The organism is Nocardioides sp., assembly GCF_035576065.1.
In the GTDB taxonomy this organism is placed as follows: Bacteria; Actinomycetota; Actinomycetes; order Propionibacteriales; family Nocardioidaceae; genus Nocardioides.
Genome location: NZ_DATLWX010000039.1, coordinates 16,150 through 30,726, shown reverse-complemented (window position 1 = coordinate 30,726; position 14,577 = coordinate 16,150). Strand labels below are relative to the sequence as shown.

Annotated in this window: 11 protein-coding genes; 8 read left to right on the top strand and 3 right to left on the bottom strand. The window is 69.9% G+C overall.

What is annotated here, in order from left to right; all coding sequences use genetic code 11:
• Window positions 1-32: 32 nt before the first annotated feature.
• On the top strand, window positions 33-1,529 hold the full coding sequence (locus VNJ48_RS16470; protein WP_325604036.1) for a potassium/proton antiporter: 1,497 nt from the start codon (window positions 33-35) through the stop codon (window positions 1,527-1,529).
• Between the two features lie 17 nt (window positions 1,530-1,546).
• Here the strand turns inward: VNJ48_RS16470 and VNJ48_RS16465 are convergent, their stop codons facing one another.
• Window positions 1,547-2,053 (bottom strand): LytR C-terminal domain-containing protein, encoded by a 507-nt coding sequence (locus VNJ48_RS16465; RefSeq protein ID WP_325604034.1) that lies wholly within the window; start codon window positions 2,051-2,053, stop codon window positions 1,547-1,549.
• Complete coding sequence (locus VNJ48_RS16460; RefSeq protein ID WP_325604032.1) at window positions 2,053-2,349, bottom strand: type II toxin-antitoxin system VapB family antitoxin; 297 nt, start codon at window positions 2,347-2,349, stop codon at window positions 2,053-2,055. The genes VNJ48_RS16465 and VNJ48_RS16460 overlap by 1 nt, the downstream gene beginning before the upstream one ends.
• Before the next feature lie 79 nt (window positions 2,350-2,428).
• Between VNJ48_RS16460 and VNJ48_RS16455 the strand changes: the two genes are divergently transcribed.
• Window positions 2,429-4,018, top strand: coding sequence for a helicase HerA-like domain-containing protein (locus VNJ48_RS16455; RefSeq protein WP_325604031.1), 1,590 nt, complete (start codon window positions 2,429-2,431; stop codon window positions 4,016-4,018).
• Between the two features lie 42 nt (window positions 4,019-4,060).
• Here the strand turns inward: VNJ48_RS16455 and eccCa are convergent, their stop codons facing one another.
• On the bottom strand, window positions 4,061-8,056 hold the full coding sequence (gene eccCa, locus VNJ48_RS16450) for a type VII secretion protein EccCa (RefSeq protein WP_325604030.1): 3,996 nt from the start codon (window positions 8,054-8,056) through the stop codon (window positions 4,061-4,063).
• 114 nt (window positions 8,057-8,170) lie between these two features.
• Between eccCa and VNJ48_RS16445 the strand changes: the two genes are divergently transcribed.
• The 6 genes from VNJ48_RS16445 to VNJ48_RS16420 all read left to right on the top strand — a co-directional run bounded on the left by VNJ48_RS16445 (window position 8,171) and on the right by VNJ48_RS16420 (window position 14,553).
• Window positions 8,171-9,538, top strand: coding sequence for a hypothetical protein (locus VNJ48_RS16445; RefSeq protein WP_325604029.1), 1,368 nt, complete (start codon window positions 8,171-8,173; stop codon window positions 9,536-9,538).
• Window positions 9,539-9,712: 174 nt separating this feature from the next.
• Window positions 9,713-10,021, top strand: coding sequence for a WXG100 family type VII secretion target (locus VNJ48_RS16440; protein WP_325604027.1), 309 nt, complete (start codon window positions 9,713-9,715; stop codon window positions 10,019-10,021).
• A gap of 34 nt (window positions 10,022-10,055) precedes the next feature.
• The gene (locus tag VNJ48_RS16435) at window positions 10,056-10,346 is read left to right on the top strand and encodes a WXG100 family type VII secretion target (RefSeq protein WP_325604025.1); all 291 of its coding nucleotides are present in this window, start codon (window positions 10,056-10,058) and stop codon (window positions 10,344-10,346) included.
• A gap of 195 nt (window positions 10,347-10,541) precedes the next feature.
• On the top strand, window positions 10,542-11,924 hold the full coding sequence (gene eccD / locus VNJ48_RS16430) for a type VII secretion integral membrane protein EccD (RefSeq protein ID WP_325604023.1): 1,383 nt from the start codon (window positions 10,542-10,544) through the stop codon (window positions 11,922-11,924).
• A 2-nt stretch (window positions 11,925-11,926) separates the two neighbouring features.
• Window positions 11,927-13,336: a type VII secretion protein EccB gene (locus tag VNJ48_RS16425; protein ID WP_325604021.1), complete on the top strand. Its 1,410-nt coding sequence runs from the start codon at window positions 11,927-11,929 to the stop codon at window positions 13,334-13,336.
• Window positions 13,333-14,553: a S8 family serine peptidase gene (locus VNJ48_RS16420; protein WP_325604019.1), complete on the top strand. Its 1,221-nt coding sequence runs from the start codon at window positions 13,333-13,335 to the stop codon at window positions 14,551-14,553. Before VNJ48_RS16425 ends, VNJ48_RS16420 begins: the two co-directional genes overlap by 4 nt.
• Window positions 14,554-14,577: the final 24 nt, after the last annotated feature.

Sequence of the window (14,577 nt, the reverse complement as noted above, 5' to 3'; positions counted from 1 at the left end):
CCCGAGCCGAGTAGACGAAGAGCGAGGTGGCCGTGACCTTCGACGTCCACCAGCTCGACACGTTCCTGCTCGTGGGATCGCTGGTCACCTTGGTCGCCATCCTGGCGGTGCGGCTCTCGGCGAGCGTCGGGCTTCCCAGCCTGCTCTTCTACCTCCTCCTGGGCGTGCTGCTGGGGGAGTCGGGTCTGGGCGTCCAGTTCGAGGACGCGCAGCTCGCCCATGCCCTCGGGTTCGGGGCCCTCGCCCTGATCCTCGCCGAGGGCGGGCTGACCACCAGCTGGCGTGAGATGCGCCCCTCGATCCGCCTCGGCGTCTCGCTGGCGACGATCTCCGTGGCCGTGGTCGCAGCGGGTGCTCACTACCTGCTCGGCCTGCCGTGGGAGCTGGCCATCCTGCTGGGTGCGGTGTGCTCGCCCACCGATGCCGCGGCGGTGTTCTCCGTGCTCCGCGTCGTGCCGCTGCCCAAGCGGCTCACCGGGGCACTCGAGGCCGAGTCCGGCCTCAACGACGCCCCCACCGTCGTGCTCGTCACCATCATCTCCACCGGAGCGGCCGCGGAGAGCGGCGTGCTGACCGTGGGGGCCACGATCGTCTTCGAGCTCGTCGTCGGAGCACTGATCGGGGTCGTCGTCGGCATGGCCGGCGCCTGGGTGATGCGCCGGATCGCCCTCCCGTCCTCGGGTCTCTACCCGTTGGCCGTGCTGTGCCTGGCGTTCCTGGCCTACGGAGGCGCTGCCGCCATCCATGCCTCGGGCTTCGCCGCGGTGTATGTCGCAGCGCTGATCCTGGGCAACCAGGAGCTGCCGCACCGGGCGGCGACCCGGTCGTTCGCCGAGGGCGTCGCCTCGCTCGCCCAGATCGGGCTGTTCGTCATGCTCGGGCTGTTGCTGTCCCCGAGCCGCATCACCCTCGACATCGTCGGCATGGCCCTGGTCACGGGTCTGCTGCTCACCGTCGTGGCACGCCCGCTGTCAGTGATGATCAGCTCGGTGGTCCAGCCGATGCCGTGGCGCGAGCTGTCGTTCATCTCGTGGGCAGGGCTGCGCGGCGCCGTACCGATCGTCCTCACCACCATCCCGCTCGCCGAGGGCGTGGACGAGGCCGACGTGCTCTTCGACATCGTCTTCGTGATGGTGGTCATCTACACCGTGCTGACCGGTCCCACCCTGCCGTGGGTCTCGCGCCTGCTGGGAGTGGCTCGTCGCTCGGAGCCGCGCGGCCTGGACGTGGAGGCCGCTCCGCTGGACCGGGTGGCGGCGGACCTGCTGCAGGTGACGATCGAGCCCTCCTCCCGGATGCACGGTGTCGAGGTGGGCGAGCTGCGGCTCCCGCCAGGAGCCTCGGTCTCGATGGTGATCAGGCAGGGCGAGACGTTGGTCCCCGAGCGGCGTACGGTCCTGCGGCACGGCGACGACCTGCTCGTGGTGGCCCCCCGCAGGCTGCGGTTCGCCACCGAGGAACGGCTGCGTCAGGTGTCATCCGGTGGCCGGCTCGCCCAGTGGGTGCAGGAGCCGAAGAAGCGGGAGTGACCTCTGGGGGAGTCGGTCTACCTGCTCTCGGGCGGGCTGCAGAACGTCGACGACTCGACGGCCGTGACCGACTCGACCACCGGCTTCTTCAGGCGCGTGAAGGACTCCCCGACCACCACGATGATCCCGCGGCCGAGCTGCTCACCGGAGACGATCTTGGCGCCCTTGAACTGACGAGCCACGAGGCGTACGGCGGCGTTGCGCGGCTCGTCCGACCAGATCTCGGCGACGCCGGCGACCTTCGCGGGCGCGTTGTCGCTGTCGGCCGCGACGAAGCCGCGCTCCTCGAGCTGCTCCAACGTGGCGCCGGCCAGACCGTTGCGGTCGCTGCCGTTGTAGACGCTGACGGCCACCTGCTCGCTGGAGACCCGGTCGCCCGTGCGCACCGTGGTCTCGGTGCACAGCGGCGCCGGAGCCGAGCTGGGGAACGGCTGCGTGGCTGCCTGCCACCCCCACACGGCCGCGATCACGAGCAGGAGTGACAGGACCAGCAGGGTCAGCGCTGATCGCAGGGACGCGGTCATCAGTCCCCCACCTCGTGGACCCGGGCATGCAGGATGTTGCGCTGGTGGAGCGCGGCGCGCAGCGCCCGGTGCAGGCCGTCCTCCAGGTAGAGATCGCCTCGCCACTCGACCACGTGCGCGAAGAGATCGCCGTAGAACGTCGAGTCCTCGTCCAGGAGGGCCGCGAGGTGCAAGGTGTCCTTGGTGGTGATCAGCTGGTCGATGCGGATCTGGCGAGGGGGGATCTTGGCCCAGTCGCGTGGTTCCAGGGCATGGGCGGGGTAGGGCCGCCCCTCGCCCACCCGCTTGAAGATCACGGCGCGACTATATGACGCCACCTGGCGGACCGCTTCCTCGCCGGTGCGTGGGGAGCGAGCCGCTGGATACGCTCTGGACATGACCCAGACTCCCGACCCGGCTCCCGCGTCCCCGTCCGTCGAGGCGGACCCGGTCGCCTCTGCTGTCGCCTCGGGCTACGCCTTCGAGGGCGCTGCCCTGGAGCTCGGTGGCCTGATGCTGAGCACCGATGAGCTGTCCGACGTGCGCATCCGGATCCCGCTGGCGATGCTCAACCGCCACGGCCTGGTCGCGGGCGCGACCGGCACCGGCAAGACCAAGACCCTGCAACTCCTGACCGAGCAGCTCAGCGCCCAGGGTGTGCCGGTCTTCGCGGCCGACATCAAGGGCGACCTGTCGGGTCTGAGCGTCCCCGGTGAGGGGGGCGAGAAGGTCACCGCCCGCGCGGCCTCGGTGGGCCAGCAGTGGATCGCGACCGGCTTCCCGACCGAGTTCTACGCCATCGGTGGCCAGGGCATCGGCATACCTGTGCGTGTCACGATGAGCGCGTTCGGGCCGACCCTGCTCGCCAAGGTGCTGGGCCTCAACGACACCCAGGAGTCCTCGCTGGGACTGGTCTTCTACTACTGCGACCAGGCGGGCCTGCCCCTGCTCGACCTCGCCGACCTGCGGGCGGTCCTGCAGTACCTCACCGGCGACGCCCAGGGAAAGGCCGAGCTGAAGTCCATCGGCGGCGTCTCCAGCCAGACGGCGGGCGTCATCCTCCGCGAGCTGATCGCCTTCGAGGCCCACGGAGCCGACGCGTTCTTCGGCGAGCCCGAGTTCGAGACGAAGGAGTTCCTCCGCACGACCGAGGACGGCCGCGGGATCATCAGCCTGCTGGAGCTGCCCAACCTCCAGGACCGGCCGGCGCTCTTCTCGACCTTCCTGATGTGGATGCTGGCGGACCTCTTCCACGACCTGCCGGAGGAGGGCGACCTGGACAAGCCCAAGCTGGTGTTCTTCTTCGACGAGGCGCACCTCCTCTTCAACGACGCCTCCGAGGCGTTCCTGGACCAGATCGCCCAGACGGTCCGGCTGATCCGCTCCAAGGGGGTCGGGGTGTTCTTCGTGACCCAGAGCCCTACCGACGTGCCCGACGAGGTGCTCGCCCAGCTCGGCTCGCGCATCCAGCACCAGCTGCGCGCCCACACCCCCAACGACGCCAAGGCGCTCAAGCAGACGGTCAACACCTACCCGAGCTCCTCCTACGACCTCGGCGAGGTCATCACCAGCCTCGGCATCGGGGAGGCGGTCGTGACCGTGATGAACGAGCGCGGCGCCCCCACCCCAGTGGCCTGGACCCGGCTGCGCGCACCCGAGTCGTTAATGGACCCCGCACCGTCCGCCGACATGGAGGCCGCCGTACGGGCCTCGCCCCTGTATGCGAAGTATGCCGAGGAGGTCGACCGCGAGTCCGCCCGCGAGAAGCTGGCCGCCAAGCTGGAGGAAGGTGCGCGCAAGGCCGCCGAGGACGCCGAGGTCAAGGACATGGCCCGCGAGCAGAAGGCCGAGCGTGTCACTCGACAGTCCAAGAAGGACGACGACGGCCTCGTGATGGACGTCGTGAAGTCGACGGCCTTCAAGGACTTCATGCGTACGGCGGCGCGCGAGGTGGCGCGCGGGATGTTCAAGTCCGGCCGACGCTGACCTGGCGGGTGGGCAAGGCAGCCAGGCCGGGCCCGGCCCGGCTCACATCGTCGGGTCGGTCCACGCCAGCTGAGCGACCTCGATGCCCTTGTCCCGGGTGACGACGCGGGCCCGCCCGGGCGGCGCAGGCTGCGGCCGGAGGTTGCCGATCAGGGCACCCTCGTCGCGCGGACCCGAGAGCAGCACCCCGGGCATGGCCAGGTCGCGCATGGACTGCAGGACGGGCTCGTAGGACGCCCGCGAGGCGCCACCGACACGGCGGGCCACGACGAGGTGCAGGCCGGTGTCGCGCGCCTGCGCCATCAGCGGCTGCAGCGACTGGACCGGGGAGGACTGCTGGGTGGCGACGAGGTCGTAGTCGTCGACCACGACGAACACCTCCGCGCCTGTCCACCACGTCCGGTTGCGCAACTGCTCGGGAGTGACGTCGGGGCCGGGGATCCGGCTCTCGAGGTAGGTCGCGATGTCCTTGAGCGTGGGCGTGGCCTGGGTCGAGGACGTCAGGTAGTTGAGGAGGTATTCGTCGGGCACCTCGCCCAGCAGTGAGCGGCGGTAGTCCACGATGACGATCTGCGCCTCCTTCGGCGTGCGGGTGCGCATCACCTCCTGGACGTAGTTGCGCAGCAGCGCGCTCTTGCCCGACTGGCCGTCGCCGTAGATCAGCAGGTGCGGCTCGGCCATCACGTCGATCGCGACGGGCGCAAGCTCCTTCTCGTTGATGCCGATCAGGATGCGCTTCTCGTCGATCTTTCGGCGTACGGCGTCCTCGCGGATCTTGTCCAGGCTGACCAGCTCGGGCAGCAGGCGCAGCTTGGGCCCGGGTGCGCCCTTCCACGCCGCATTGGCGCGCTCGACCAGGTCGTCGACGCCGTCGCCGAGAGTCGACGCGTCGCCGTCGCCGTCGACACGGGGCAGCGCCCCGAGGAAGTGCAGCTTGCTGGGCACCAGACCCCGACCGGGTCGGCCGGTGGGCACCAGCGCGGCGACCTTGCGGTCGATCTCGGAGTCGATCGCGTCACCGAGGCGCAGCTCCAGCTTGGAGCCGAAGACGTCACGCATCGCGGCTCGGAAGTCCGCCCAACGGGTGGAGGCGGCGATGATGTGGAGACCGAATGTCAGGCCACGTCCGGCGAGCTGCTGGAGCTCCAGCTCGAGGTCGTCGAACTCGGCGCGCAGGGTGCCCCACCCGTCGATGACAAGGAACACGTCGCCCCAGCCGTCGTCGGCGCGACCCTGGGCCCGGCGGGTCCGGTAGGTCTCGATGGAGTCGATGCCGTGCTCGCGGAAGTAGGCCTCCCGACGGTCGACGACGCCCTGGATCTCGGCGACCACGCGGCGTACGACATCGGGCTCCGAACGCGTGGCCACGCCCGACACGTGCGGGAAGCGGGCCAGCGGCGTGAACGTGCCACCACCGAAGTCGAGCACGAAGAACTGGGACTCTGCCGGGGTGGTGACCAGGCCCATGCTGGTCACGATCGTGCGCAGCAGGGTGCTCTTGCCCGAGCGCGGGCCTCCGATCACGGCCACGTGTCCGGCGGCCCCGGAGAGGTTGAGGGTCATCGTGTCGCGCCGCTGCTCGCGAGGCCGGTCCACGGTGCCGAGGGGGACGACCAGGCCGTTGATGGAGCGCCACTGGTGCGAGATGAGGCCGAGCTCGGGGTCCTCGGCGAGGTCGGGCATGAGCTCGTCGAGGGTGTCGGGGATGTCGAGCGGCGGGAGCCACACCTGGTGGGCGGGGTTGCCGACACCGATCATCCGGTCGACGGCGATGTCGAGCAAGGAGGCCTGCTCGCCCTGCTGGGTCGGCAGCGGCGCCACGACGTCATCGGTCTCCAGCGGCTCGAGTGCGAGCACCTCGGAGATGGTGAACGGCAGGATGCCGCGGACGTGCCCGCCCTCGTCGCGCGAGACCCGGGCCCGGCCGCTGGGAGGTCCGGACACGTACGCCGCCTTGAACCGCAGCAGGGTCGACTGGTCCGGCTTCAGGTAGCCGAGACCGGGCACCGCCGGGAGCTCGTAGGCATCCGGGACGCCCAGGACCCCTCGCGACTCCGCGGCGGAGAAGGTGCGCAGACCGACTCGGTAGGACAGGTGCGACTCGAGGCCACGCAGCCGACCCTCCTCGAGTCGTTGGGACGCGAGCAGCAGGTGCAACCCCAGCGACCGGCCCAGGCGGCCGATGGCGACGAAGAGGTCGATGAACTCCGGCTTGGCGGAGAGCATCTCGGAGAACTCGTCGACCACGATGAACAGGGACGGCATGGGTGCGAGGTCCTCGCCGTTCGCGCGGGCCTTCTCGTAGTCGCGCACCGAGGCATAGTTGCCGGCGTCGCGCAGGAGCTCCTGGCGACGCACCATCTCGCCGGAGAGGGCGTCCTGCATGCGGTCGACGAGAGTGAGCTCGTTGGCCAGGTTGGTGATGACCGCCGAGACGTGCGGCATGTCGGACATGCCGGAAAAGGTCGCCCCACCCTTGAAGTCGACGAGGACGAGGTTGAGCTGGTCGGGGGAGTGCGTCATGACCAGGCCGAGCACGAGCGTCCGCAGGAACTCCGACTTGCCGGACCCGGTCGCGCCGATGCACAGACCGTGCGGTCCCATGCCCTGCTGCGCCGACTCCTTGATGTCCAGGTGGATGAGGCCGCCCGAGTCGCCGATGCCGATGGGCACCCGCAGCCGATCGCGTGCCGGTCGCGGTCGCCATGAGCTCGTCGGGTCGAAGGTGTGGATGTCACCGAGGCCGAGCAGCTCCATGTGGTCGGGGTTCGCCGAGGTGATGTCGACGGCTGTGCCGGAAGAGGCGTCGGCGCTGATGGTCTTCAGCGGTGCGATGCGGCGGGCGAAGGCCTCGGCGGTGGCGAGGTCGCACTGGTCGATCAGCGCCTTGACCGGCTCCTCGCGCACCCGCACACCGAGCACGGGCAGCTTCTCGAGCTCGGGGCGACCACCGGCGAACTGGAGTCGCAGGCGGGTGGAGTCCTCGAGCTCGTCCCAGCGCGAGGGCATGTCGAGCAGCGTGACGCCGTGCAGGCCGTCCGGCGGGACGACGTGGTTGCCGGGTGGCAGGTGTCCGCCGTCGATCACCAACAGGATGTGGGGCGTGGGCTGGCGTTCGTCGGCACCGAAGCGCGGCCGGTCGCTGAGGTCGGGCGGGAGCAGGTTGCCCAGGTCGTCGATCGAGGTCGCGACCATGCGGCGCGGGCCGACTGCGTCCGCCTCGCGGGTGCTCCGGGCGTGGGGCAGCCACTTGACCCAGTCCCAGTGGGTGAGGTTGGCCTCGGAGCTGAGCACGGCCACGACGAGCTGATCCGGGTTGTGGAAGGCCGTCGCCGAGCAGAGCATCGCGCGGGCGGCAGAGCGGGCGTCCTCCTCGGGCCCGCACAGCTCGATGCGGTCGAAGGCCCTCAGGTCGATCGAGGCCGGCAGGTTGGGCTGGAGACGATGGACCACCAGCAGCCGGTGCAGGGCCGAGGCCGCCGCCGGGTCGACCTGGTCGACCGGAGCGCTCTCGGGCGGGACCAGCTCCAGCGACAGCGGTTGGGCGCACAAGCCGTAGCGGACGTGGAGGAAGTTGCTGTCACCCGGTCCGTGCTCCCACAGTCGGGTGCGCTCCTCCGCCAGCGAGGGCAGGGCGCTCGGCTCGGGGTGGTGCCAGCTGAGGGCACGACGTTGCTGGTCGGCCGCGTTGCGGGCCACCTCGCGGATGTGCGCGAGGTAGCGGAGGTACTCCGTGCGCGAGCCGGTGACCTGCTGGGCTCGCTGCTTACGCTGGCGGTCGATCTGCACGATGATGAAGCCGAGGGTGGCGAAGAGGAACATGCCGGCTGCCAGGAAGCTGCGGGTCTTGTTGCCGCCGGTGCCCATGGTCGCCACGAGCACGATGGAACCCAGGCTTCCCAGCATCGGGATGGCGTTCATCAGGACGCCGCTCGCGCCCTCGTTCTCCTGGATCTCCGGCGGTGGCTGCAGGACGATCTGCCCGCCAGGCATCACCGGCTCGTCGAGCCGTTGCCCACCTCGCAGTGCAGTGCTCACGCAGTTCCCCTAGCAATGGCCGATGAGTCGCGATGATGATAGGTGCGGGTGACGAGACGGACTACCCTGCACACCGAGTAGTCGATCGAAGAGGGGGGACTCGTGCCGGACGCCGTGTCTGAGGCGACCCCCTCCTCCGGGTCTGCCGCGACGATCGCCATCAGCGTGCACGGTCCGGTCGGAGTGCTGGACATGGTGGTCCCTGTGGGCGCCACGCCCGTTGACGTCGGCCGCGCCTACGCCGACCAGGCTGGCCTGTCGGGCATCCCGCTGCTGCAGACGCCCATGGGCGAGCACCTCCGCGCAGACCTCGCGCTCGGTGCCATCGGTGTCGAGTCCGGCACGGTCCTGGTCGCGGCGACCGGCGTACGCCGTCCCAAGCCTGCCGACGAGGCCGCCCTCCGCGACCAGGCCGTGGTCGACAGTCCTCAGGTCGCCGCGGTCATGCTCGGTCTCGCGGTGGGTGCCGCCGCCCTGTCCGCCTGGTATGCCGCACTGTCGGGCGACGACTGGCTGCGCACCGTGACCGTCGGGCTCCTCCTGACCTGCGCGCTCGCCGGCTCCGTTCCGTGGGGCAGACACGCGCAGCAACGGACCGCGGCAGCGCCCGCCCTCGCCGCCGCCGCTGCGTTCGCTGCGTTCTTCGAACCCGGTGAGCACCTCCTCGGCGCCGTTGTCGCGGTGTGCGCCCTCGCCGCCGCGCTGACCGCCGCGATCGCCCGGACGATGAGTCCGGACCGACACCAGGTCCTGATGGTCTGGATCGTGGCCGGCTGTGTCGTCTTCGGCGTGTGCGCCCTGAGCCCGCTCATGAAGTGGGACGACCGGGTCTCGTGGGCTCTCCTGCTCGTGCTCGCCATGCTCGGCGCGCGTTTCGTGCCCTCGATCGCGGTCGACGTGCCCGACGAGGCCCTGCTGGACCTCGACCGGCTCGCCGTCACGGCGTGGTCCGCCCGGGATCGCTCCACCGGTCGTCGCGGACGCATCGTCATCCCGGAGGCCGCCATGCGCCGCCTGGTCGAGGACGCCACCCGCACGGTCACGGCGTCCTCTGCCGCCATCTTCCTGGTGACTCTCGTCGCCACCCCGCTCCTGCTCGCTTCGGCCACGATCGACCTGGACCGGATCGGTGCCCGGTGCTTGGCGTTCTTTGCCGGGGGCGCCATCCTGCTGGCGGCTCGGCAGTACCGCCACGCAGCGGCACGTCGACTCCTGCGCGGCGCCGGGCTCGCGTGCTGGCTCTGGCTGCTCGCCTTCGAGGCCGGTGACCTGTCGCCCACGTGGGTGACCTGGGGGTTGGTGGCAGTGGTCGTGCTCGGCCTGGTGAGCGTCGCGGCGGCGGTCGCGACCGGCCGCGGTTGGCGTTCGGTCTGGTGGTCACGCAAGGCCGAGGTCGCGGAGAGCATGACCGGCGCCTTCGCGTTCGCGGCCACCGTCGTCGCGTCCGGACTCTTCCGCGCCCTGTGGGAAATGACGTCGTGATGTTTAGGCCCCGCTCCGCCGGGTAGATCGAAGTCAGCGCGGGGGGCCGGGACGTCTCCCCGAGCAGGACAGCTCGAAGGACTGAGCAGGGTCCGTTCGCCGCACCACTTCAGAGCACCACCTACACACCAGTGAACTCTTGGGGGAGACATCCGCCGAGGGGGAAGGATTGAGATGACCAACCTCAGCCAGACAGAACAAGCGCTCTCCAAGGGAGCCGAAAAAGTCGAGACGGCGCGCGTCGAAGTCAAGCAGAAGTGCAACACCGTCACCGACAAGGTCAACGAAATGATGAGCGGCTGGGGCGGCCAGGGCGCTTCCTCGTTCGGCAACTTGATGGTCGCCTGGCAGGAGAAGCAGGAAAAGATCCTGCAGGCGCTCGACAATCTCGCAGCCTCGATGCGGGAGACCGAAAAGGACAACGTCGCGACCGACGAGTCGCAGTCCGCCTCGCACCTCAACCTGCAGAACCGCCTCGGCTGACCGCCGCGACCACCCAGACCAAGAGGAGATCCACATGTCTTTCGACGGAATCAAGGTAGAACACGGCAAGCTCGACGCGGGCTCGGCCGATGTCATCGCGGCGGCGAAGCAGATCGAGGCGCGCCTCGACACCCTGGAGAGCGACCTTCAGCCGCTCGCCACTGACTGGACGGGTGCGGCCAAGGAGGCCTACCGCGAGGCCAAGCAGACGTGGGACCAGGCGATCAACGACATGGTCGCCCTGCTCGAGCAGGCCGGCAAGAACGTTGGCCTCTCGAACGAGGAGTACAAGTCCGCCGACGCTCGCGGCGCCGGTCGTTTCTGATCCACATCACCAACACCGACACGAGGTCGGTCGCCCTGCGGGGCGACCGACCTCGTGTCGTTGGCGTAGCGGTCCTCAGGTGACCGCGATCGATATAGGCTGCTGCCCGATCGAGCGGGCCGGCCATGCGGAGCAGGACCCGAGCATGACCCGGGACTCGTCTCGACCGCACCACATATCTGGGGGGACCACAGCATGAGTCAGACGACGCCGATCGGTTCGGGCCTCGTCCGGGTGACCGTCGCGTCGGGCTCGCGTCGTGTCGACCTGGTGCTGCCCGGCGCTGTCCCAGTGGCTGAGCTCGTCCCCGAGCTGGCCCGCAGCGTCGGGATCCTCGATGCCAGCACGGTGTACGGCGGCTATCGCCTCGTCGCCCAGGACGGTCGCCGACTGGCCAACGACGCCGGGCTCCTGATCCAGGGCATCGAGGACGGCGGACTTCTCACCGTCACTGCCGGCATCGACGACGAGGCACCTCGGGTCTATGACGACATCGTCGAGGCGATGGCCGACGTCGTCGAGCACGAGCTCAAGCCCTGGGAGCCAGCGGCCGGGAGGCGGACGGCTCTCGGTGCCGGCGGCATGCTGCTCGGCCTCGGTGCCTTCGCGCTGTTGTTGCAGGGCGAGAGCGTCATGGGCGGGTTGGCCGCCGCTGCGGCAGCGGCGTTGCTCGTCGTCGGCGGCGTCGTTCTGGCGCGCGGGCAGGACGAGCCCGACGCAGGCGTGGCCGTTGCGCTGCTCGCGGTCATCTACGCCGGGGTCGCCGGTCTGCTGCTCGCGCCTGGCGACCTCGGTCCGTGGCAGTGGCCGCTCCCGGCAGAGTTCTTCGAGGCCCCGTTGGCCGCCGCTGGAGCCGCGATGCTCGCGGTGGGGCTGGTGGCCGTGGTGGGACTGCGCGAGGGCCGTGCTCTCGTCATCCCTGCCATCGTGGTGGGAGCGATCCTTGCTGCCTCGGGCCTGCTCCTGCAGGCCGTCGATGTCGACCCGACTGTGGTGTTCACCGTCCTGATGGCGCTCGTGGTCCTGGCAGGCAGCATCTTCCCGTGGCTGGCCCTGGGGGTCACCGGGACCCAGGTCGACCAGATCTACTCCCTGCACGACATCACGGCCGACCCCGACGAGATCGATCCCGCGCAGGTCGGCGCCGATGCCCGGGTCGCGCACGAGATCCTGCTCGCCGTCTCGGCCACCGTCGGCACGCTGCTCGTGCTGCTGGTGCCGATGGCGGTGAGCCGCGGCGTCTACGGCACCATCCTCGCCGCGGTGTGCTGCCTGGCCGTCATGTTCCGGACCCGGCAGTACCGCGCCGGCTCCGAGGTGCTCGCCGGGCTTCTGTCCGGGATCCTGGGCCTCGTCTCGCTCGCGCTGTCGATGCTGCTGATCCACGACGGGTGGCGTGCGGAGGCCGCCGTGGCCCTGGCGGTCGTGGGCGCCGTACTCCTCGCCTCGACCCTGGTCCCCGCCTCGCCGTCGGTGCGACGCGGCCGGATCGGCGATGCCGTCGAGACCGCCACGCTGCTGTCCCTCTTGCCGCTGATGGTCATGGCCGCCGGGTTCTTCGACATGGTCAAGGGCTGACGTTGGCGACCAAGAAGGATCTCGTCGAGGCCCACTCGTTCAGCAAGCGCAGACTCGTCACGGCGTTCATCAGCGGTGCACCTGGCGGTCGCGAGGTGGAGCCGGTGCGTCCCGGTCGCGTCCTGATCGGTGGCGTGGCACTGTCGCTGCTGCTGCTGGCCGGTGCGGCTGTAGCAGGGTTCCTCGTCGGTCGACCCGACTCCCAGTGGCTGGAGGCCGGCAGCTTCGTCACCAGCAAGGACACCGGTGAGCAGTACGTCGTCCTTGAAGGAGGCGACGACCCGGTGATCCGACGGGTGCCCAACTACATCTCCGCGCAGCTGCTGCTCGGCCAGGCCGACCTCACGCCCTTCCAGGTGCGGGACAAATACATCCGCGAGGTCACGCTGGGTGAGGATCTCGGCATCGACGATGCGCCTGCCGGGCTGCCCGACCCCGATCGGCTCATCCAGGACGGCTGGACCGCCTGCACGTCGCCGGACGCCGGGATCCAGGTCGCACTCAACCCCGAGCCGGAGGTCGAGGAGCTCGTCGACTCCGCCTTCCTGGTCCGCAGCGACAAGGTCCTGTGGTTGATCGCCACCGATTCCGGCGGCGCTGCCTACCGGTTCCAGCTGCCGGCCGACCCGTCGGACGCCGGGACCATCGCCAACCGGCTGCGACTCGGGGCGACCGAGGACGCCCCGGACGTCAGCTTCGCCTGGCTCAACCTGTTCTGGCTGGGCGACCCGCTGACGGCGGACGAGTTCGGCGTGCGCAACCTGGGCCAACCGACCAACTACTCCTCCGAGGTCGAGACCGACCTCTCGGACTACCGCATCGGAGACCTGGTCACTACGCCGGGCGGGGACTACCTCCTCGGCGACGAGGGACCCGAAGAGCTCAGCGAGTTCGCGTCGCTCGTCTATGACGCCGTAGGCCCCGCCACCCACACGGTCGACGAGAGAATCGCTGCCGCGTTCCCCTCGGCCGACTATTCGTCACTGTGGCCGGCCACGCTGCCGACACCCAGCCTCGACGAGGAGATGTGCGCGGTCCTGCACCCGGGTTCGGACGGCGACACCCGGGTCACCCTCGCCCACGCACCCACGGGCGACGCCTCGCCCGACGGCCTCGGGGTCGACCGCCGCGACGTCGAGGTCCAGCCTGCGGGCGGTGCCTACGTCCAGTCCGGCGCCGATGCCGGCGGTTCGACCGATGGCACCCTCTACGTCATCGACTCGACCGGCTACAAGTACGAGCTGATCGGCGCCGACGTGCCGACCTACATCGGCTACGGCAGCACCGCCGCGCCGCTGGTGCCCAGCAGCTGGCTCGACTTCTTCGAGGACAAGGTGCAGCTCTCCACCAATGCCGCGCGACGGGTGTCCGAGGACGCCCCGGCGGCGGACTCCACCACCGGGGAGTCATGACGCGACTCGCGCCGGTCCTGCTCGTGGCCGGGATCGCTGGTTCGGTCCTCTCTGTCGGTGCGTCCGCGCCTGCGGCGGCGGTGACTTCGCCGTACGCCGCAGTGGTGCCGTGTGACGAGACCACGGTGCCCGAGACCGAGGTGCTGGAGGACAGCCCCTCAAAGGTGAGCGTCCCCCTCGAGAGGATGCACGTTCCGCAGGCGCACGAGATCACCGACGGACGAGGAGTGAGCGTCGTCGTCGTCGACAGCGGCATCCAGCCCGGGCTGGGGATCAACCAGGGCCCGGCGGTCCGGTTGCCGGACGTCGCCGGTCCGCTGCTCTCAGGTCACGGCACCATCGTCGGCGGCCTGATCGCTGGCCCGCACGGAGTCGCGCCAGGAGCACAGGTGATCGACGTGCGCGTCTTCGACACCGCTGATCCAGACGATGCCGAGGGGGAGAAGGGCGTCACGTCCGAACGCATCGCGCAGGGCATCGAGACGGCCATCGGGTTGCACGACACCCTCAAGTTCAAGGTCGTCAACATCTCCTTGTCGGTCGGCGAGGACGACCCGCGGCTGCATCAGGCGATCAAGGACCTGCAACGTCGCGACGTGGTCGTGGTCGCGTCGTCGAGCAACGCGCCCGAAGAGGTTGACGAGAGCTTCAAGGGGACGCCGGGCAACGACGCCGAGGTCTATCCGGCCGACTACAAGGGGGTCCTGGCGGTGAGCGCTGCTCCGCCGCCCGGGGGATCACCGATCGACTCGGTCCTTCCCAACCTCCACATCGACGTCGCGGCCCCCACCGTGGGTGGGATCTCGATCAACGCCAACGGTGTTCGATGCGACATCGAGGAGCTCGCCACCTCCTGGGCAGCCGCCGAGGTGACCGGTGTCGTTGCGTTGCTGCGTGCGGCATACCCGCGTGAGAACGCCAAGCAGGCCGTCGCCCGGTTGGTGTCGACAGCAGAAGGCTCCGAGACGGTGAGGAACCCGTGGACGGGGGCCGGTGTGGTGCAGGCCCACGACGCACTGACCCGCTCGCTCTCCCCCGGCAGGAGTGGCCGGATCGAACGTCCGGTCCTGCAGAACCGGGGCGAAGCCACTGCGCCGCCCCCGCCGAGGCGGCTCGATCTCTTCGGCTCCTCGCGGGCGCTGCTGCTGTGGTGCGGCCTGGGTGGAGGCGCCCTGATGGCGCTCGCCTTCATGGTCCGTCCCCTAACCCGACGCTGAACCTCCGGCCTCTGATCCATCACG